The following is an 18,527-nucleotide window of genomic DNA, read 5'->3' as shown; positions in this document are numbered from 1 at the left end:
AGTCCACCATGGCTGACACACAGGCCCCGTCGGCCCCGGCGACGAAGGCCCCGGCCCGCCCCGGAGGCACCGGAACCGCGAAGAGCGTCCTGCTGCGACGGGCCCGCGAACTCGCCCTCGTCCCCGCGCTGATCCTGCTGCTGATCCTCGGCGCGATCGTCAACGACTCCTTCCTCACCGAACGCAACCTGATCTCCATCCTCGGCGCCTCCGCCGCCCTCGCGATGGTCGTCCTCGCCGAGTCCCTCGTGCTCATCACCGGCAAGTTCGACCTGTCCCTCGAATCGGTCGTCGGCATCGCCCCCGCCGTGGGCGCCCTGCTGGTGCTGCCGGTCGCCCAGTCCGGCTGGGGCACCGAGTTCCCCGCCGTCCTCGCGCTGCTCGCGATCCTCGTCGTCGGCGGCGCCATCGGCGCCTTCAACGGCATCCTCGTCGTCAGGTTCAAGCTCAACGCCTTCATCGTCACGCTGGCGATGCTGATCGTGCTGCGCGGTCTGCTCGTCGGCGCCACCAAGGGCAAGACCCTGTTCGGCATGCCCGACTCGTTCTTCTCGCTGGCGACGACCACGTTCCTGCGTATCCCCCTGTCGGTGTGGCTCGCCGCCGTCTGCTTCGGCGTGGCCGGCGTCGTCCTCAAGTACCACCGCGTGGGCCGCGCCCTCTACGCGATCGGCGGCAACGCGGACGCCGCCCGCGCCGCCGGCATCCGCGTCGAGCGCGTCATGCTCGGCGTGTTCGTCGTCGCGGGAGTCCTCGCCTCGGTCGGCGGCATTATGCAGACCGGCTACGTCGGCGCCATCAGCGCCAACCAGGGCAACAACATGATCTTCACGGTGTTCGCCGCGGCGGTCATCGGCGGCATCAGCCTCGACGGCGGCAAGGGCACCATGTTCGGCGCGCTGACCGGTGTGCTGCTGCTCGGCGTCGTGCAGAACCTCCTCACCCTCGCCCAGGTGCCGTCCTTCTGGATCCAGGCCATCTACGGCGGAATCATCCTGCTCGCCCTGATGATCGCCCGCGTCACCACCGGCCGCGCCCAGGACTGACCGAAGCCCCACACCTGCCCGAAAGGCAACACGTGTCCGCAACCACCCCCCGTGTCACCGCGGTCGACACCTACGACATCCGCTTCCCGACCTCCCGGGAACTGGACGGCTCCGACGCCATGAACCCCGATCCCGACTACTCGGCCGCGTACGTCGTACTGCGCACGGACGCCGCGGACGGGCACGAGGGGCACGGCTTCACGTTCACCATCGGCCGCGGCAACGACGTCCAGGTCGCCGCGATCAGGGCGCTGAGCCACCACGTCGTCGGCCGGCCCCTCGACGAGCTGTGCGCCGACCCGGGCAGCCTCAACCGCGACCTGGTCGGCGACAGCCAGCTCCGCTGGCTGGGACCCGAGAAGGGCGTGATGCACATGGCGATCGGCGCCGTCGTCAACGCCGCCTGGGACCTCGCCGCCAAGCGGGCCGCCAAGCCGCTGTGGCGGCTGCTCGCCGAGGCGGAACCCGAATGGCTCGTCCGACAGATCGACTTCCGGTACATCGCGGACGCGCTCACCCCCGAAGAAGCCCTGGAACTGCTGCGAGCGGGGCGCGACGGCGCCGCCGAGCGCACCGCCCGCCTCCTGGAGCGCGGCTACCCCGGCTACACCACCTCGCCCGGCTGGCTCGGCTACTCCGACGAGAAGCTCACCCGTCTCGCCCGGCAGGCCGTCGCCGACGGCTTCACCCAGATCAAGCTCAAGGTCGGCGCCGACCTCGACGACGACATCCGCCGCTGCCGCACCGCCCGCGAGGTCATCGGCCCCGACGTCCGGATGGCGATCGACGCCAACCAGCGCTGGAACGTCGACGAGGCGATCCGGTGGACCCGGGCGCTCGCCGAGTTCGACCCGTACTGGGTCGAGGAGCCCACCAGCCCCGACGACATCCTGGGCCACGCCGCGATCCGCGAGGCGGTCGCCCCCGTCAAGGTCGCCACCGGCGAACACGTCCAGAACCGCATCGTCTTCAAGCAGCTGCTGCAGGCCGGTGCCATCGACATCCTCCAGATCGACGCCGCCCGGGTCGGCGGCGTCAACGAGAACCTCGCGATCCTGCTGCTCGCCGCCAAGTTCGGCGTCCCCGTCTGCCCGCACGCGGGCGGCGTCGGCCTGTGCGAACTCGTCCAGCACCTGTCGATGTTCGACTACGTCGCCCTGTCCGGCACCACCGAGGACCGCGTCATCGAGTACGTCGACCATCTGCACGACCACTTCCTCGACCCCGTCGTCATGGAGGAGGGTCACTACACGGCCCCGGCCGCACCCGGCTTCTCCGCCGCCATGCGGGCGGAGTCCATCGCCGAGTTCACCTACCCCGAAGGGGAGTTCTGGGTGAAGGACCTGGCCGAGCACGCACCGACGCACACGAACGGAGCCGCAGCATGACCGACAGCGCCAGCCTCCAGGACTTCGCCGGACTCAAGGCCCTCGTCACCGGCGGCGCCTCCGGCATCGGCCGCGCCACCGCCGACCTGCTCGTCGCGCGCGGCGCCGACGTCGCCGTCCTCGACCGCGACATCACGGCCGTGGACAAGCCCCTGCGCGGCCACGCCGCCGACGTCACCGACGACGAGACGGTCCGCGCCGCCGTGGCCGCGGCCGTCGCCGAGCTCGGCGGACTCGACATCCTGGTCAACAACGCGGGGATCGGCGCCCAGGGCACCGTCGCCGACAACGACGACGCCGAATGGCACCGCGTCCTCGACGTCAACGTCGTCGGGATGGTCCGCGTCGCCCGCGCCGCCCTGCCCGCCCTCCGGGAATCGCGGCACGCCGCGATCGTCAACACCTGCTCCATCGCCGCCACCGCGGGCCTCCCGCAGCGCGCCCTGTACGCCGCGTCCAAGGGCGCCGTGTACTCCCTCACCCTCGCCATGGCCGCCGACCACGTACGCGAGGGCATCCGCGTCAACTGCGTCAACCCCGGCACCGCGGACACCCCGTGGATCGGCCGGCTCCTCGACGCGGCCGACGACCCGGCCGCCGAACGCGCCGCCCTCGAAGCCCGCCAGCCCACCGGCCGGCTGGTCTCCGCCGACGAGGTCGCGGGCGCCGTCGCCTATCTGGCGAGTCCGCTGTCCGGCGCCACCACCGGCACCTCCCTCGCCGTCGACGGCGGCATGCAGGGCCTGCGCCTGCGGCCCGCGGGACAGTGACACCGATGCGCACCCGCACGCTGGGCCGCGCGGCAGTACCGGTCACCGAGCTCGGCTTCGGCGCCGCCGGCATCGGCAACCTGTACACCGAGGTCCGCGACGACGAGGCGTACGCCGCCGTCGACGCGGCCTGGGACGCCGGTGTCCGCTACTTCGACACCGCCCCGCACTACGGCATCGGCCTGTCCGAGCGACGCCTGGGCGCGTACCTGCGCACCCGGCCCTCGACCTCGTACACCCTGTCCACGAAGGTCGGCAGGCTCCTGGAGCCGTACGACGGCGGGGGAGACGACCTCAGGAACGGCTTCGCGGTGCCCGCCTCGCACCGCCGTGTCTGGGACTTCAGCGCGGCCGGGGTGCGGCGCTCCATCGAGGACAGCCTCGGCCGGCTCGGCGTCGACGCGATCGACGTGGTGTACCTGCACGACCCCGACGACCACGCGGAGCAGGCCTTCGGCGAGGCGTACCCGGAGCTGGAGCGGCTGCGCGGCGAAGGGCTCGTGTCGGCCATCGGCGCGGGCATGAACCAGGCAGGCATGCTGACCCGGTTCGTCCGCGACACCGATGTCGACGTCGTCCTGTGCGCCGGGCGCTACACCCTGCTCGACCAGCGGGCCCTGACCGGACTGCTCCCCGCGGCGGCGGCCCGCGGCGTCCGCGTCGTCATCGGCGGCGTCTTCAACTCCGGGCTGCTCGCCGACCCCAAGGAGGGCGCCACCTTCGACTACGCCCTCGCCCGGCCGGACGTCCTGGCGCGAGCAGGGGAGTTCAAGCAGCTGGCCGAGCGGCACGGCACCACCCTGCGCGCCGCCGCGCTCGCCTTCCCCTTCGGGCACCCGGCCGTCACCAGCGTCCTCGTCGGCACCCGCTCGGCAGCCGAAGTCGCCGACACCGCGGAGCAGTTCGCCGCCCCGGCGCCCGCGGAGTTCTGGGCCGAGGCCCGCTCCAGGAAGCTGCTCGCCGCAGACGTCCCCACCCCCGAACAGGAGCAGCACGCGTGAGAGTCGCCCTGCACACCAAGGTCCGCGCCGACCGCGTCGAGGAGTACGAGGCCGCACACCGCGAGGTCCCCGCCGAGCTGGTCGCCGCGATCCGCGCGGCCGGCGCCACACGGTGGACGATCTGGCGCAGCGGCACGGACCTGTTCCACCTCCTGGAGTGCGCGGACTATCCGCGGATGCTCGCGGAGCTGGAGCGGCTCCCGGTGAACATCGCCTGGCAGGCCCGCATGGACGAGCTCCTCGACGTCGCGCACGACTACTCGGCGGACGGCGCCGCGGCGGGCCTGCCCGTGGTCTGGGAACTGCCGTGACGGCGCCGGCGGGGATCATCGACGCCCACCACCACGTCTGGGACCTGTCCGTCCGGGACCAGGACTGGATCACCGGACCCGAACTCGCGCCCATCCGGCGGAACTTCACCCTCGACGACCTCGCCCCGGACGTGCGGGCGTCGGGCGTCGGGGCCACCGTCCTCGTGCAGACGGTCACCGTCGCGGAGGAGACCCCCGAGTTCCTCGCGCTCGCCGAGCGCAGCGACCTCGTCGCGGCCGTCGTCGGCTGGACCGATCTGACCCGCCCCGACGTGGCCGACACCCTCGCCGCGCTGGGCCGGCTCCCCGGCGGCCGCCACCTCGCGGGCATCCGGCACCAGGTGCAGGGCGAGCCCGACCCCGAATGGCTGCTCCGCCCCGACGTGAGCCGGGGCCTGGCCGCGGTCGCCGCGGCCGGTCTCGTCTACGACCTGGTGGTGCTCCCGCACCAGCTGCCCGCCTGCGTCAAGGCGGCCGCCGACCACCCCGAACTCCTCTTCGTCCTGGACCACTTGGGCAAGCCGCCGATCGCCGCCGGTGACCTCGAGCCGTGGCGCACCCACGTGCGCGCCCTCGCGGCGCTGCCCAACACGGTCTGCAAACTCTCCGGCCTGGTCACCGAGGCCGACCGGGCGACCTGGACCGTCGAGACGCTGCGCCCCTTCGCCGACACGGTCCTGGACGCCTTCGGCCCCGGGCGCGTGATGTTCGGCTCGGACTGGCCGGTGTGCACGCTCGCCGCGACCTACGGCAAAGTGGCCGACATCGCACGGGAGTTGGCGGGCGGTGCGGACGAGGACGTGTTCGCGGGGACCGCCCGGCGCGTCTACCTCAGCCGGGTGGGCGGCAGGAACTCCCGTACGTAGGTCCGCTCCCACCACGCGCCCGTCGCGCGCAGCTCGCGCCACGTCGTGTACCGGTAGCGGTACACGCGAGCCCGGATGTGCGCGGGCGGCGCGTCGGGGAACGGGCAGTGGCGCAGCAGCCGCAGCGTGTCCCGGTCGCCCTCCAGGAGCCGCTCGACGAGCCCGTTGAACCAGGGGCGGGCGTACGCCGGTGACAGCGCGGCGAACCACATCATCCAGTCGAGCCGCAGATGGTACGGCGCGAACTGGCGCGGCAGACGGCGCGGATCGCCCGGCTTGCCCTTGAACTCGTAGGCGCGCCAGTCGGATGCGGCCCGCGGCTGCGGGTCGGTGGTGCCCTCGATCACGATCTCCTGCCGGATCCGGCCGACGGTGCCGAACGCCCCGTACGTGTTGACCAGGTGCAGGGAGTCGTACGACCGGTTCATGGACTGGCGCCGGGACAGCAGATTGCGCACCGGGCGCAGGCTCAGGCCCGCCACCAGCGCGGTCAGGGCCAGGACGACGACCACGTACCCCATCGGGGCCGGCGGCAGGGCGGGCGGCGCGTGCAGCGGGGTCAGGTCGAGGGCGAGGACGGCGAGGAGCACCGTCAGCCAGTTCAGCCACGCGAAGTTGCCGGACAGGATCAGCCACAGCTGGGTGACGATCATCGACGCGGCCGCCACCGTGGCGACCGGCTGCGGGGCGAACAGCAGGAAGGGCACGACGAGTTGGGTGACATGGTTCGCCGCCGCCTCCACCCGGTGCAGCGGCCGCGGCAGATGGTGGAAGAACCAGCTCAGCGGGCCCGGCATCGGCTGGGTCTCGTGGTGGAAGTACAGGCAGGTCAGCTTCCGCCAGCACGCGTCGCCGCGCATCTTGATCAGGCCCGCCCCGAACTCCAGGCGGAACAGCACCCACCGCGCCAGGAACAGGACGAGGACCGGCGGCGCCACCTCGTCGTTGCCGAGGAACACCGCCAGGAAGCCGACCTCCAGGAGCAGTGACTCCCAGCCGAATCCGTACCAGGTCTGCCCGACGTTCACGATCGACAGGTACAGCGCCCAGGGCGCCAGCCACAGCAGCATCGCGCCCCACAGCGGCAGCAGCCCGTCGACGCCCGCGAGCAGCGCCGCGGCGAGCAGCGCCCCGGTCCACGCGCACCCCGCGAAGAACCGGTCCGAGTAGTGCAGCCGGAACAGCGTGGGTGCCCGCCGCCACGGCACCCGCGCCAGGAACCGCGGCACCGGCAGCATGCCGCGCTCCCCGATCAGCGCCCGGAACTGCAGCGCGGCCCCGGCGAACGCGACGAGGTACACCGCCGCCAGGCCGCGCTGGAACACCAGGCGGCTCAGCCAGTGGTCGCAGGTGCCGAACCAGTTCACGCCCTCAGTGTGGGCCCCCGCGCGGCACGGCCACGACTTGCGGGGCCGTGCGACCCGCTCCTGACAATGGGGACATATCGCTGATGCACAGGTGGGAGAACACGTGCGCGCACGGACCAGGACCAGAACGTACGTCACGGCTCTCGGGATATCCGCGGCCCTGCTGCTCGCCGGATGCTCCGGGAGCGGCGGCGGCAGCGCCGCCGACGGCAAGGGCGAGCTGTTCCTCCAGCCCGTCGCCGCACAGGGCCCCGATCCCTTCACCGACTCGACCGCCGCGTCCGACGAGAGCCCCCCGCCCGTCACCCGAACGCCGCAACCCTCACCGACCGGCAGCGCCTCCGCCACCTCGCAGGGGATGCACACCATCTCCGGCGCGACCCCCGGGCTGTACGGCGGCACCCACGCCGTGGGCAGCTGCGACGTCGAGCAGCAGGTCCGCTTCCTCACCGCCGACCAGGCCAAGGCCGGCGCGTTCGCCGAGGCCTCCGGCATCGCCCGGGCCGACGTCCCCGGCTTCCTGCGCGGCCTGACGCCCGTGGTGCTGCGCGCCGACACCCGGGTCACCAACCACGGCTACCGCGACGGCCGGGCCACCACGTTCCAGTCGGTGCTCCAGTCCGGCACCGCCGTCCTCGTCGACGAGCGCGGCATGCCGCGCGTCCGGTGCGCCTGCGGCAATCCGCTGAAGCCGCCCGTCGCCCTCAAGGGCTCGCCCGCCCACCAGGGCCAGGAGTGGAGCGGCTACCGGCCGACCCAGGTCGTCGTGGTGACCCCGGCCCCGAAGGTCATCGAGAACATCACCATCATCAACATCGTCAACAACACGTGGATCGAGCGGAAGATCGGTGACGACGGCGACCACGACCGCCCGGTCCCGCCGCCCACGCCGACACCGACACCCACGCCGACGACGCCGTCGCCCAACGACAGCTCCACGTCGCCCGCCCCCAGCGACTCCGACTCCGACTCGGCGACCCCCGACGAGGACGCCTCCAGCACGGACTGCCCGACCCCGACGGCCACCGACACCGGCAGCCCCACGGGCTCCCCGTCCCCCGTGCCGTCCGGCTGCCCCACCCCGACGCCGGTCACCCCGAGCACCCCGGACGAGCCCACGACGCCGGACGAGCCCACGGCCCCGGACAGCGGGACCGACTCCGACACCGCCGTGCCGCCGGACACCCCCTCCGAGGACCTGCCCTCCGAGGACATCCCGTCCGACGACACCGGCACGCCGGGCGAGGAGACCGGGCCCGACCTGGTGCCGGACAGCCCGGACGAGTCGGACGGCGGAGGCCTGATCCCGGACGCGACGGACGAGACGTCGCCGTTCCAGGAGAACTCCTTCGACAGCTGACCGGCAGCCGGCCGTGAGCTGCCGCGCGGGCGCCGCCGACACCTCGGCGGCGCCCGCTCCGGCACGTCACCGGCCCGCCGGCGCGGCCCCGCCGAACCGGCCCGCGCCCCGCATGCGGCCCCCTGGACCTGCGCATAGCGTGGCTTCATGGACGCGGGTAGCGAGGGCGGCGAGGAGCCCGGCTCTCCCCCCGAGGGGGAGAGCCCGGAGGACTCCCCGCGCGGTTTTCTCGAGGCCTACGGGCGCGGCCTGCGGATGGGCAGCTTCGACTGGGACCTCGACTCCGGCCTCATGCACATGGACGCCAACGCGCACGAGGTGTTCGACCTCCTCCCCGAGGAGTACGACGACCACCCCGAGACCCTCGCCCTGCGCGTCCCGCCCGGTGAGGGCGGCCGCCTCGACAACCTCGTGTCCCAGGCCCTCAAGAGCGGCGAGGAGAACTACGGCGTCTACTTCCGCATCCGCACCCGCGACGGAGCGATGCGCTGGACCCACACCCGCGGCTACATCCGCCGCGACGACAGCGGCCGCCCGCGCCGCATCGTCGGCATCGTGCGCGACGCCACCGACGAACTCAACGACGCCACCGTCCAGCACGAACGGGCGGCCCGCGAGGCCGTGCGGCGCCGCGAGACCAGCGTCGTGCAGAACACCACCGCCGCCCTCGCGCACGCCCGTACCGTCAACGAGGTCATCGACGTGCTGCGCGAGACGCACGGCGTGGAGCACCTCGGCGCGACCAGCTTCGTCATGGGCCTGGTCCGGGCCGGCCGGATCCACCTGGTCGCCGAGGGGCCCTCCGGCAGCTTCGTGCCCGGCACGCACGTCACCCGCATCGACGACCCGTACCCGATGAGCGAGGTCGTGCGCACCCTCACGCCCCGCTTCATCGAGTCGCCCGAGGACTTCGCCGCGTCCTACCCGGTGCTGTGGCCGCACATCACGCACCTCGGCATCCGCTCGGCCGCCTATCTGCCGCTCATCGCGCAGGCCCGGCCGATCGGCGTCGTCGGCCTGCTCTACCACGACCGCAAGGGATTCACGCAGTCCGAGCGCAACGTCCTCGTCGCCCTCGGCAGCAGCATCGCGCAGAGCCTCCAGCGCGCCATGTTCTACGAGCAGGAGAAGGACCTCGCCCAGGGCCTGCAGCAGGCGATGCTGCCGCGCACCATCCCGGCCGTGCCGGGCGCCGACATCGCCGTGCGGTACCGCTCCGCGTCGCTGGGCCGCGACATCGGCGGCGACTGGTACGACGTGATCCCGCTGCCCGGCGGCCGCGTCGGCGCCGTGATCGGCGACGTCCAGGGCCACGACACGCACGCCGCCGCCGTCATGGGGCAACTGCGCATCGTGCTGCGCGCGTACGCCGCCGAGGGCCACACCCCGGCCACCGTGATGGCCCGCGCCTCCGTCTTCCTCCACGAACTCGACACCGAACGCTTCGCGACCTGCCTGTACGCGGAGGCGGACCTGTCCACCGGCGTCGTCCAGGTCGTGCGCGCCGGGCACCTCGACCCGCTGCTCCGCCGGATCGACGGCACCTGCCGCCGGGTGCCCGTCGAAGGCGGTCTGCCGCTCGGCCTGTCCGCCGAGTTCGGGCGGCTCGAATACCCGGTCACCACCGTCGAACTGGACCCGGGCGAGACCCTGTTGCTGTGCACGGACGGCCTCGTCGAGCAGCCCGGCGCCGACCTCGACGACGGTCTGCACGCCCTCACCGCGCTGATCGGCTCGGGTCCCGCCGACCTCGACCGGCTCGCCGACCGGCTGTGCGCGTCCGTCGACGGGCGCGGCGACGACGACGTGGCGCTGCTGCTCCTGCGCCGCCGCGGCGCGGGCGCCCCGCAGAGCGGCGGCCGGCTGACCGAGCACGTACCGCCCGGCGACCCGGAGGCGCTCAGCGCCGCCCGGCACATGATCCGCGCCGCCGTGCGCGCGTGGGGCGCGGGCGAACGCGCCGACGAGATCGAGCTCGTCGCCGACGAACTCGTCACCAACGCCCTGCTGCACACCGAGGGCCCGGCCATCGTCACCCTGCGGGTGCTGACCGGGCCCGACCGGCGCCTGCGGGTCGACGTGGAGGACACCTCCAGCGCCCTGCCGCGCCGCCGTGAGGCCGGCGATTCCGGCGTCTCGGGGCGCGGCCTGCTCCTCGTCGACCGGCTCGCCGACGTATGGGGCGTGGAGGCGCGCGGCGGCGGCAAGTGCGTGTGGTGCGAGTTCGTGGTCCCCGCACGCCGGTAGGGGATCAGCCAGGCGTCGTCCAGCGCTGGCCGGCGCCGCCCGAGCACGTCCGGACGGCGAGCCGCGTGCCGTCGGCGCTCGCGCCGCCCTCCGTGTCCAGGCACCTGCCCTGGTTCACGAGGGTCTCGCCCGACCGCGTCCACTGCTGCGCGGCCGACCCGTCGCACGTCCGCAACTGCACCGAACTCCCGTCGACCGCGACGCACTTGAACAAGGACCGCACCGAACCGTCGTGCGCGAGCACGAAGTTCTGGTGGTTCCCGCCGCCGCACGACCACAGCTCCAGCGCCGTGCCGTCCGCGCTCGACCCGCCGGTCACGTCCGCGCACGCGCCGCCGGTCCCGGTGATCGCCCCGGACGCGGAGTTCCCGATCGCGTCCTCCTGCACGCTGCCGCCCGTCACCCGGGTCACCTTCGCGTACGCGGCGCAGGTGCTGCTCACCGAGGTGCCGCTGACGGAGGCGGTGGCACCCGGGCCCGTCGGCAGATCGAACCGGACCCGCGAGTAGGGCTCGTCCTCGCAGGTCGCCGCGTTGTTGTTCCAGTCGAAGTACTCGACCCAGTCCACCAGGCCGTCGGCGCTCACCCGGGCGCCCGTCCCGACCTGAAGACTCCCGAGCACGAACGACGTACCGGCGGTGGCGTCCGTGATCGTCGCCCGGTACCAGCCCGCGTCGGCGCCGGGCGCGATCCGGAACGTGTAGTGGTGCCCGGCCGCGAACTTCTGCTCGAAACGGCACGTGTAGCCGGAGCCGGTCTCGTCGAAGGTCTGGCAGTACGTCCCCGAGGAGCCCGGCCGCGCGGCCGTCGCGTCCCACAGGGAGAACAGGAACATGCCCGTGCCGGTGCGCCAGCGCTGCTGGCCGACGTAGCCGCCGACCCCGTTCGTGAAGCCGAACTGATGGGCCCAGTAGACGTTCCCACGCCCCGGGTCGGCCTCGACGGTGGTGCCGAACGTCACCTCGGACAGGTCCGAAGTGCCGCTCGGGAAGCGGTAGTTCGTGTACGTGCCGGGGGTCTGGCCCGCGGCCTGCGCGGGCGCGGCGGACAGCCCCAGACAGGCGGCGACGGCGACCACGGCCGCCGTACACAGGGATCTCCAGCGGAACACGGATGCCTCCAGGAGAGTGGGGGAGGATGGCATGTGCACGTCTAGCGAGGGTGTGTGTCGAGCGTGCGCCCACCCCGGCGCCCAGGGCATGGACTTCCGGAGCGGCCGCTTGGACTCTTCGATGGCACCCTGGACGTATGCCGGAACTGCCCGAGGTCGAAGCGCTGACGGACTTCCTCACCGACCACCTGGTCGGGCACGACATCATGCGCGTCCTGCCGGTCGCGATCAGCGTCCTGAAGACGTACGACCCGCCGCTCACGGCCCTGGAGGGCCGCACCGTGACGTCCGTGGCGCGGCACGGCAAGTTCCTCGACATCGCCACGGACGGGGGCCCGCACCTCGTCACCCATCTGGCCCGCGCGGGCTGGCTGCACTGGAAGGACCGGCTCCCCGACGGGCCGCCGAAGCCCGGCAAGGGACCCCTGGCGCTGCGCGTCGCGCTGGAGACCGGCGCGGGCTTCGACCTCACGGAGGCCGGCACGACGAAGAAGCTCGCCGTGTACGTCGTCCACGACCCCGCCGACGTACCGGGTGTCGCCCGGCTCGGCCCCGACCCGCTCGCCGACGACTTCGACGAACCGGCGTTCGCCAAGCTCCTCGACGGGGAGCGGCGGCAGATCAAGGGCGCCCTGCGCGACCAGTCGCTGATCGCCGGGGTGGGCAACGCCTACAGCGACGAGATCCTGCACGTGGCCCGCATGTCCCCGTTCAAGCTGGCGTCGAGCCTGACGCCCGACGACCTCCACACGCTCTACGCGGCGCTGCGCGACACGCTCACGGAGGCCGTCGAACGCTCGCGCGGGGTCGCCGCCGGGCGGCTGAAGGCCGAGAAGAAGAGCGGCCTGCGCGTCCACGGGCGGACCGGCGAGCCCTGCCCGGTGTGCGGCGACACGATCCGCGAGGTCAGCTTCAGCGACAGCTCCCTGCAGTACTGCCCGACGTGCCAGACGGGCGGCAAGCCGCTCGCGGACCGGCGGATGTCGCGGCTGCTCAAGTAGCGGGCCGCCGGTCCCGGTCCGCGGTCACCGGGGTACCGGAAGCGTCAGCAGCCGGTCGCCGCCGAGCGCCCGCACCTCGAACCGCCGGATCTCGTCGGGCCGGTCCGCGGCCCCGCCCTGCACCTCGACGCGGTCGCCCCGCACCGCCCAGCTCGCCACCGTCTGCTCACTCCCGTCCCGGCCCACCGCGACCAGCTCGCACACCCGCGGCCCGCCCGGATCGCGCACGTCGAGGCCCACCTGGGTGCCCCACCCGCGCTCATCGGCGGTGAGCGTCGCGGCCACTTCGGACGCCGGGTCCCGCCCGCGCAGCGTGAGCGCCGCCGCTTCGTGATCGCGCGCCCCGGCGATCAGGGCCGCGCCCTGTCCGGCCGCGCCGAGCAGCAGCACCACCGCGACGACCGCGCCCCACAGCCGGCGCCGGCCCGCGCGGTGCAGCGCCGCCAGCCGGTCGACGGCCCGCTCCACCACGGTCGGGGCGGGCCGCGCGAACAGGTCGACACAGCCCGGCGTCGCCCGCGCGTACAGACCCAACGCCACTACCGGGGGGCCGAGTTCGCTCACCCGCGCCGCACACATCGCGCACTCCAACAGGTGGTCCTCGAAGCGGAACCGTTCCGCCGCGTCCAGGACCCCCAGCGCATAGGCGCCGGCGTCGCGATGCCGTTCCAGGGACCTCATTGCGTTCCTCCCGCTCTCGCCCACCGGTACGCACCGGGCGCCCGATTCACTCAAGCGACCACCCGATTACACTCCGCCGCATGCTGCGCGTACTGGCCGTCGACGACGAGGAACCCGCCCTCGCCGAACTCCTCTACCTCCTGCGCTCCGACCCCCGCATCCGCAGCGCGGAGGGCGCCACGGACGCCACCGAGGCACTGCGCCGCATCGGCCGCGCGCTGGAGGACGGCCCGGGCGGCGACGGCGCGGTCGACGTGCTCTTCCTCGACATCCAGATGCCGGGCCTGACCGGGCTCGACGTGGCACGGCTCCTCGCCGGTTTCGCCCGCCCGCCCCTGGTCGTCTTCGTCACCGCCCACGAGGACTTCGCCGTGCAGGCCTTCGACCTGAAGGCCGTCGACTACCTGCTCAAACCGGTCCGCCGCGAACGCCTCGCCGAGGCCGTCCGCCGGGTCGCCGAACGCGCGGCCAGCGCCCCGCCCCCGGCCACCGTCGCCGACCGCATCCCCGTCGAACTCGGCGGCGTCACCCGCCTCGTGGCCGTCTCCGACATCACGTACGCGGAGGCGCAGGGCGACTACGCCCGGCTGCACACCGCCGACGGCGCCAGCCACCTCGTCCGCATCCCGCTGACCACCCTGGAGGAGCGCTGGCAGCCGCTCGGCTTCGTCCGCGTGCACCGCAGCCATCTGGTCTCCCTGCACCGCATCGACGAACTCCGCCTGGACGGCGGCGGCATGACCGTCCGCGTCGGCGCCGCCGAACTCGCGGTCAGCCGCCGGCACGCCAGCCGCGTACGGGAGCTGCTGATGCGCCGGGCCGGTGGCTGACCAGCCCCTTCCTCTGACGGGCCGGGCCTGCCTACACTCCGCCCGTGTCCGAACCACGGCGACAGGTGGTGACCGGCGAGCCGCGCACCGTGCACGGCGCGCCCGGTCTGCCCGGCCTGCGCACCCAGTGGGAGATCGACGAACAGACGACGCTCGGCGCCGCCTACGTCCGCTCCCTCATGCGCAGCCAACTGCGCGCGGCGGCCGCCGCGTTCGCGGTCCTCGCCCTGCCCGTCGCCGTCCTGCCGCTGTTCTTCGGAGCCCTGCGCAACACGGCCGTCCAATGGCTCGTCCTCGGCTTCGGCTGCTACCCCTTCCTCGTCCTCATCGCGTGGTGGTACGTGCGCCGCGCCGAGCGCAACGAACGCGACTTCGCCGACCTGGTCCGCGGCCGCGACACCGGGGCGCCGTGAACGAGGCGTACGCGATCCCGGCGGTGGCCGTCGTCGTCCTCGCCACCGTCCTCATCGGCGGCTTCGGCCTGCGCATCTCCCGCACCACGTCCGACTTCTACGTCGCCTCGCGCACCGTCGGCCCCCGCCTCAACGCGGCCGCGATCAGCGGTGAGTACCTGTCGGCGGCGTCCTTCCTCGGCATCGCGGGACTGCTCCTGATCCACGGCCCGGACATGCTCTGGTACCCGGTCGGGTACACGGCGGGCTACCTGGTCCTGCTGGTCTTCGTCGCGGCGCCGCTGCGCCGCTCGGGCGCGTACACGCTGCCCGACTTCGCCGAGGGCCGCCTGGAGTCCCGCCAGGTCCGCCGCGTCGTCAGCATGTTCGTCGTCGGCGCGGGCTGGCTCTATCTCGTGCCCCAGCTCCAGGGCGCGGGCATGACGCTGCAGATCCTCACCGGGGCGCCGCGCTGGTTCGGCGGCGCGCTGGTGGCCGCGGTCGTCGTGCTCGCGGTGGCGGCGGGCGGCATGCGCTCGATCACCTTCGTGCAGGCCTTCCAGTACTGGCTGAAGCTGACGGCCCTGCTGGTCCCGGCGTTCTTCCTGCTCCTGGCCTGGCGGGGCAGCGGCGGCCCGCCAGGCGACGTACCGGCGGCCGACCTGCCCTCGGCGGGCGTCGGCGCGGGCCGGCCCCTCGCCACCAGCCGCGCCGACCACCCGCTCTACGCCACGTACGGACTGATCGTCGCGACGTTCCTCGGCACGATGGGCCTGCCGCATGTCGTCGTCCGCTTCTACACGAGCCCGAACGGCCGCGCGGCCCGCCGTACGACCGTGGTGGTCCTCGCCCTGATCGGCGCCTTCTACCTGCTGCCGCCCCTCTACGGCTGGCTGGGCCGCCTCTACGCCCCCGAACTCACCGCCACCCATGACGCCGACGCCACCGTGCTGCTGCTGCCGGGCCGCGTCGTGGGCGGCGTGGCGGGGGACCTGCTCGGCGCCCTGGTGGCGGGCGGCGCGTTCGCCGCGTTCCTCTCGACGGCGTCCGGGCTGACGATGGCGGTGGCCGGGGTGGTCAGCCAGGACGTCCTGCCGACGCGCGGGGTGCGCCACTTCAGGCTCGGCGTCGTCCTGGCCATGGCGGTGCCCCTGGCCGGCGCGCTCCTGGTGGACGGCGTGCCGGTGGCGGACGCGGTGGGCATGGCCTTCGCGGTCTCGGCGTCCTCCTTCTGCCCGCTGCTCCTCCTCGGCATCTGGTGGCGCCGCCTCACCCCGCCCGGCGCCCTGGCCGGACTCTTCCTGGGCGGCGGCTCGGCCTTCGTCGCGGTGACGTCGACGGTCGCCGGCGTGGCCACCGACGGCTGGCTGCACACCCTGCTGGCCTGGCCGGCGGTCTGGTCGGTGCCCGTCGGCTTCCTGGCCATGATCCTGGTCTCCCTGGCGACCCCGGACGCGATCCCCGCCCACACGACGGCGACGATGACCCGCCTGCACCTGCCGGAGGCCCTCTGGTCGGGCGGCGTCCGAGGACGCGGAGAACGGCGCGAGCAGCCCGCGACGCCCCGCACGCGCCGGACCCCGTCGCCCCCCACGGCGAGAGGCGACCACGAGTGACCGGCACCGTCACGGCGACCCTCCTCGCGCTCTGCCCCGTCCTGCTCGCGGCCGGTTTCCTCGTCGGCAGGCGCACGGCCCACCCGGCGGGCCGCAGCGACGTGGGCACACCCGTGGAGCGCGCCACCTTCGAGACCCTGCACACCGCCTCGCTCGCCGCCCCGGCCCTGCGCGCCGGCCTCACCGAGGACACCGCCCGCAAGTCGGCCCGCCGCCTGCGCACGCTCCTCGGCACCGACGCCCTGGCCCTCACCAACCGTTCGACCGTGCTCGCCTGGGACGGCGCGGCCGAGCAGGCGCACGCCAAGTCCGTCATGGACGAGGTCACCCCGGTCCTGGCCGGCGGCCGTTCCGTCGCCTTCGACTGCGGCTGCGCCACCGTCGACTGCCCGCTGCGCTGGGCGGTGGCGGCGCCGGTGGTCGCCGACGGCCGCGTCCTCGGCGCGGTCGTCGCCTACGCGCCGCACGAGTCCGCGGTCCTCGCCCGCGCCACCGACGAGGTGGCCCGCTGGGTCTCCGTCCAGCTCGAACTCGCCGAACTCGACCGTTCCCGCACCCGGCTCATCGAGGCCGAGATCAAGGCGCTGCGCGCCCAGATCTCCCCCCACTTCATCTTCAACTCCCTCGCGGCGATCGCCTCGTTCGTCCGCACCGACCCCGAGCGGGCCCGCGAACTCCTCCTGGAATTCGCCGACTTCACCCGCTACTCTTTCCGCCGCCACGGCGACTTCACCACGCTCGCCGACGAACTGCACTCCATCGACCAGTACCTGGCACTGGTCCGCGCCCGCTTCGGTGAACGGCTGTCCGTCACCCTGCAGATCGCCCCGGAGGTGCTCCCGGTCACGCTGCCGTTCCTGTGCCTGCAACCCCTCGTCGAGAACGCGGTCAAGCACGGCCTGGAGGGCGCCGTCACCCGCAGTCGCATCACCATCGGGGCGACGGACGCGGGCGCCGAGGCCGAAGTGGTCATCGAGGACGACGGCCTGGGCATGGACCCCGAGGAACTCCGGGCGATCCTGCGGGGCGAGGGCGACCGCTCGACCGGCATCGGCCTGTCGAACGTCGACGAGCGCCTGCGCCAGGTCTTCGGCGACGCCTACGGCCTGGTCATCGAGACGGCCGTGGGCGCGGGCATGAAGATCACGGTGCGCATCCCGAAGTACCGGGCGGGCGTCTACGCGCCCTGAGCGGCCGTGCCGGAACGGTCAGAACAGATGGATCGCCAAATGGCCCAGGGGAAGGCCCAGTTGCCAGGCCGGTGTCCACACCTGCGGTCCGTCCTCCTCGTCGGGAACGGGCACCGCGTCCAGGTCCGGCGCGAGCAGCTCGGTCTCCTCCAGCCATCTCCACGCGGTGACGGCGAGCTCCAGGTCGGGCGACGGACTCCCGAGGCCGTGCGCCCGCTCCTCCCGCTCGGCGAAACACGCCCGCACCCACGCCTGCCACGGCTGGTCGTACGCCGTCAGCGACGACCACGTGTCCAGCTGCGACACCACCCGGATCCCGGACAGTTCGTCGCCCGAGTCGGACAGGAAGATGGTCAGGGCGAGCGCGTCACGTCCGGCCCGGAACTCGAAGGACGTGGGCGGCATCAGATCCCCGGTGCGCAGCAACTCGTCCGCGATGTACTCGGCGTACAACCACGCCATGGGAACGACGAGTTCACCGCCGTCGGTGCCCGAGGCACCGCCCTGGCTCTCGTACGACATCCTTTCCTGCCTTCCTCCGGTCCGTGCGCTTCGCCGGCCCCCGGGCCCCACCCGTCCAACTCGCCGGGGAGGACAGCGGATTACTCAACCGAGGAAACAGCACGCTGAGCAAGGCGCTTTGCCGATGCTTGACCCGGCCTCCCGTTTCATCGCAGGTCAGGCGCGTAGCCCGGAAGTACCCGTCGCAACGCCCGCAACGCATAGTACGCACGGGACTTGACGGTACCCGGGGGGATGCCGAGCGCTCCTGCGGCCTCCGCCACACTCGCGCCCTTGAAGTAGACCTCGAGGAGCACGGCCCGGTGCTCCGGGCTGAGCGTCGCCACCGCCTCCCGCACGTCGAGCGCGGCCGCGGACCGCTCGGCGTGGTCGGCGCACACCCGCGCGCTCTCCAGGACGGCGTCGCCCACCTCGGCGGGCCGGGCGAGCCGCGCCCGCCGGGCGTCGATGGCGAGGCGTCGGCCGACCGTGAACAGCCAGGGCCGCACCGACTCGTAGCGGGAGTCGAGTGCCTCCGGGTGCTGCCAGGCCCGGACGTACGTCTCCTGGACGAGGTCCTCCGCGCGTTGGCGGTCCCCGTCGCACAGCCGCAGCAGGAACGAGAACAGCGGCCCGCCGTGCTCCCGCTGGACCTGGGCGAGGTCCTCCTCCGGTGTCGTGGGTGTCGTGAGCGCCGTCGTCATGCGCGTATGGCAACGCAGGGCGCCGCGCCCGCCCAGGGGTCGCGCGCGGCTCTGCGGCAGGCGGTCGAAGCCGTCGACGAACGGTGCGGTGAACGGGCCGAGTGGAGCAGCGGCGTGCCGCCCGTTCAGGGGCGCGCCCGGTATG

18 protein-coding genes are annotated in these 18,527 nt (G+C 73.4%); 13 read left to right on the top strand and 5 right to left on the bottom strand.

What is annotated here, in order from left to right:
* The first annotated feature begins 8 nt into the window (after nucleotides 1-8).
* Genes ACQUQD_RS05075 through ACQUQD_RS05050 form a run of 6 tightly spaced genes read left to right on the top strand, consistent with a single transcriptional unit; the run spans nucleotide 9 to nucleotide 5,382 of the window.
* Nucleotides 9-1,046 carry an ABC transporter permease gene (locus tag ACQUQD_RS05075; protein WP_428950715.1) on the top strand — a complete coding sequence of 346 codons (1,038 nt, stop codon included), beginning with the start codon at nucleotides 9-11 and terminating at the stop codon, nucleotides 1,044-1,046.
* 32 nt (nucleotides 1,047-1,078) lie between these two features.
* The gene (locus ACQUQD_RS05070; protein ID WP_428950714.1) at nucleotides 1,079-2,434 is read left to right on the top strand and encodes an L-fuconate dehydratase; all 1,356 of its coding nucleotides are present in this window, start codon (nucleotides 1,079-1,081) and stop codon (nucleotides 2,432-2,434) included.
* Nucleotides 2,431-3,204, top strand: a complete 774-nt coding sequence (locus ACQUQD_RS05065) for an SDR family NAD(P)-dependent oxidoreductase (RefSeq protein ID WP_428950713.1) — start codon at nucleotides 2,431-2,433, stop codon at nucleotides 3,202-3,204. Before ACQUQD_RS05070 ends, ACQUQD_RS05065 begins: the two co-directional genes overlap by 4 nt.
* A gap of 5 nt (nucleotides 3,205-3,209) precedes the next feature.
* Nucleotides 3,210-4,205 (top strand): aldo/keto reductase, encoded by a 996-nt coding sequence (locus ACQUQD_RS05060; RefSeq protein WP_428950712.1) that lies wholly within the window; start codon nucleotides 3,210-3,212, stop codon nucleotides 4,203-4,205.
* Nucleotides 4,202-4,516, top strand: coding sequence for an L-rhamnose mutarotase (locus ACQUQD_RS05055; RefSeq protein WP_428950711.1), 315 nt, complete (start codon nucleotides 4,202-4,204; stop codon nucleotides 4,514-4,516). The genes ACQUQD_RS05060 and ACQUQD_RS05055 overlap by 4 nt, the downstream gene beginning before the upstream one ends.
* Nucleotides 4,513-5,382, top strand: a complete 870-nt coding sequence (locus ACQUQD_RS05050) for an amidohydrolase family protein (RefSeq protein WP_428950710.1) — start codon at nucleotides 4,513-4,515, stop codon at nucleotides 5,380-5,382. The genes ACQUQD_RS05055 and ACQUQD_RS05050 overlap by 4 nt, the downstream gene beginning before the upstream one ends.
* Here the strand turns inward: ACQUQD_RS05050 and ACQUQD_RS05045 are convergent.
* Nucleotides 5,343-6,749: a lipase maturation factor family protein gene (locus ACQUQD_RS05045; RefSeq protein ID WP_428950709.1), complete on the bottom strand. Its 1,407-nt coding sequence runs from the start codon at nucleotides 6,747-6,749 to the stop codon at nucleotides 5,343-5,345. The two genes, ACQUQD_RS05050 and ACQUQD_RS05045, sit on opposite strands and share 40 nt — an antisense overlap.
* A 103-nt stretch (nucleotides 6,750-6,852) precedes the next feature.
* On the opposite strand from ACQUQD_RS05045, the gene ACQUQD_RS05040 reads away from it, so the two are divergent.
* Nucleotides 6,853-8,109: a DUF6777 domain-containing protein gene (locus ACQUQD_RS05040; protein WP_428950708.1), complete on the top strand. Its 1,257-nt coding sequence runs from the start codon at nucleotides 6,853-6,855 to the stop codon at nucleotides 8,107-8,109.
* A gap of 147 nt (nucleotides 8,110-8,256) precedes the next feature.
* Nucleotides 8,257-10,356 (top strand): SpoIIE family protein phosphatase, encoded by a 2,100-nt coding sequence (locus ACQUQD_RS05035; RefSeq protein WP_428950707.1) that lies wholly within the window; start codon nucleotides 8,257-8,259, stop codon nucleotides 10,354-10,356.
* 4 nt (nucleotides 10,357-10,360) lie between these two features.
* Here ACQUQD_RS05035 and ACQUQD_RS05030 read toward each other — a convergent pair whose 3' ends face one another.
* A complete protein-coding gene (locus tag ACQUQD_RS05030) occupies nucleotides 10,361-11,467 on the bottom strand; it encodes a ricin-type beta-trefoil lectin domain protein (RefSeq protein ID WP_428950706.1) in 1,107 nt (368 codons plus the stop codon).
* A gap of 137 nt (nucleotides 11,468-11,604) precedes the next feature.
* On the opposite strand from ACQUQD_RS05030, the gene ACQUQD_RS05025 reads away from it, so the two are divergent.
* Nucleotides 11,605-12,468: an Fpg/Nei family DNA glycosylase gene (locus tag ACQUQD_RS05025; protein WP_428950705.1), complete on the top strand. Its 864-nt coding sequence runs from the start codon at nucleotides 11,605-11,607 to the stop codon at nucleotides 12,466-12,468.
* Nucleotides 12,469-12,492: 24 nt separating this feature from the next.
* Here the strand turns inward: ACQUQD_RS05025 and ACQUQD_RS05020 are convergent, their stop codons facing one another.
* A complete protein-coding gene (locus ACQUQD_RS05020) occupies nucleotides 12,493-13,149 on the bottom strand; it encodes a hypothetical protein (RefSeq protein WP_428950704.1) in 657 nt (218 codons plus the stop codon).
* An 80-nt stretch (nucleotides 13,150-13,229) separates the two neighbouring features.
* Between ACQUQD_RS05020 and ACQUQD_RS05015 the strand changes: the two genes are divergently transcribed.
* The 4 genes from ACQUQD_RS05015 (at nucleotide 13,230) to ACQUQD_RS05000 (ending at nucleotide 17,177) form a co-directional block, all read left to right on the top strand.
* Entirely contained in the window at nucleotides 13,230-13,979 is a 750-nt protein-coding gene (locus ACQUQD_RS05015; protein WP_428950703.1) for a LytR/AlgR family response regulator transcription factor, read from the top strand.
* A 68-nt stretch (nucleotides 13,980-14,047) separates the two neighbouring features.
* Nucleotides 14,048-14,392 (top strand): hypothetical protein, encoded by a 345-nt coding sequence (locus ACQUQD_RS05010; protein ID WP_428957456.1) that lies wholly within the window; start codon nucleotides 14,048-14,050, stop codon nucleotides 14,390-14,392.
* Nucleotides 14,389-15,987: a cation acetate symporter gene (locus ACQUQD_RS05005; RefSeq protein WP_428950702.1), complete on the top strand. Its 1,599-nt coding sequence runs from the start codon at nucleotides 14,389-14,391 to the stop codon at nucleotides 15,985-15,987. The genes ACQUQD_RS05010 and ACQUQD_RS05005 overlap by 4 nt, the downstream gene beginning before the upstream one ends.
* A complete protein-coding gene (locus ACQUQD_RS05000) occupies nucleotides 15,984-17,177 on the top strand; it encodes a sensor histidine kinase (protein WP_428950701.1) in 1,194 nt (397 codons plus the stop codon). Before ACQUQD_RS05005 ends, ACQUQD_RS05000 begins: the two co-directional genes overlap by 4 nt.
* 18 nt (nucleotides 17,178-17,195) lie before the next feature.
* Here the strand turns inward: ACQUQD_RS05000 and ACQUQD_RS04995 are convergent, their stop codons facing one another.
* Together ACQUQD_RS04995 and ACQUQD_RS04990 are read right to left on the bottom strand one after the other, a co-directional pair.
* The gene (locus ACQUQD_RS04995; RefSeq protein ID WP_428950700.1) at nucleotides 17,196-17,699 is read right to left on the bottom strand and encodes a hypothetical protein; all 504 of its coding nucleotides are present in this window, start codon (nucleotides 17,697-17,699) and stop codon (nucleotides 17,196-17,198) included.
* 146 nt (nucleotides 17,700-17,845) lie between these two features.
* A complete protein-coding gene (locus ACQUQD_RS04990) occupies nucleotides 17,846-18,382 on the bottom strand; it encodes a sigma-70 family RNA polymerase sigma factor (RefSeq protein WP_428950699.1) in 537 nt (178 codons plus the stop codon).
* Nucleotides 18,383-18,527: the final 145 nt, after the last annotated feature.

This window comes from Streptomyces sp. cg35, assembly GCF_050410835.1.
Classification (GTDB): Bacteria; Actinomycetota; Actinomycetes; order Streptomycetales; family Streptomycetaceae; genus Streptomyces.
This window is presented reverse-complemented; position numbering and strand designations above follow the sequence as displayed.

Bases quoted from the DNA above. Each gene is read 5' to 3' on its own strand.
- ACQUQD_RS05075 (WP_428950715.1), top strand. From the start codon at position 9: ATGGCTGACACACAGGCCCCGTCGGCCCCGGCGACGAAGGCCCCGGCC.
- ACQUQD_RS05065 (WP_428950713.1), top strand. From the start codon at position 2,431: ATGACCGACAGCGCCAGCCTCCAGGACTTCGCCGGACTCAAGGCCCTC.
- ACQUQD_RS05060 (WP_428950712.1), top strand. From the start codon at position 3,210: ATGCGCACCCGCACGCTGGGCCGCGCGGCAGTACCGGTCACCGAGCTC.
- ACQUQD_RS05035 (WP_428950707.1), top strand. From the start codon at position 8,257: ATGGACGCGGGTAGCGAGGGCGGCGAGGAGCCCGGCTCTCCCCCCGAG.
- ACQUQD_RS05025 (WP_428950705.1), top strand. From the start codon at position 11,605: ATGCCGGAACTGCCCGAGGTCGAAGCGCTGACGGACTTCCTCACCGAC.
- ACQUQD_RS05020 (WP_428950704.1), bottom strand. From the start codon at position 13,149: ATGAGGTCCCTGGAACGGCATCGCGACGCCGGCGCCTATGCGCTGGGG.
- ACQUQD_RS05015 (WP_428950703.1), top strand. From the start codon at position 13,230: ATGCTGCGCGTACTGGCCGTCGACGACGAGGAACCCGCCCTCGCCGAA.
- ACQUQD_RS04995 (WP_428950700.1), bottom strand. From the start codon at position 17,699: ATGTCGTACGAGAGCCAGGGCGGTGCCTCGGGCACCGACGGCGGTGAA.
- ACQUQD_RS04990 (WP_428950699.1), bottom strand. From the start codon at position 18,382: ATGACGACGGCGCTCACGACACCCACGACACCGGAGGAGGACCTCGCC.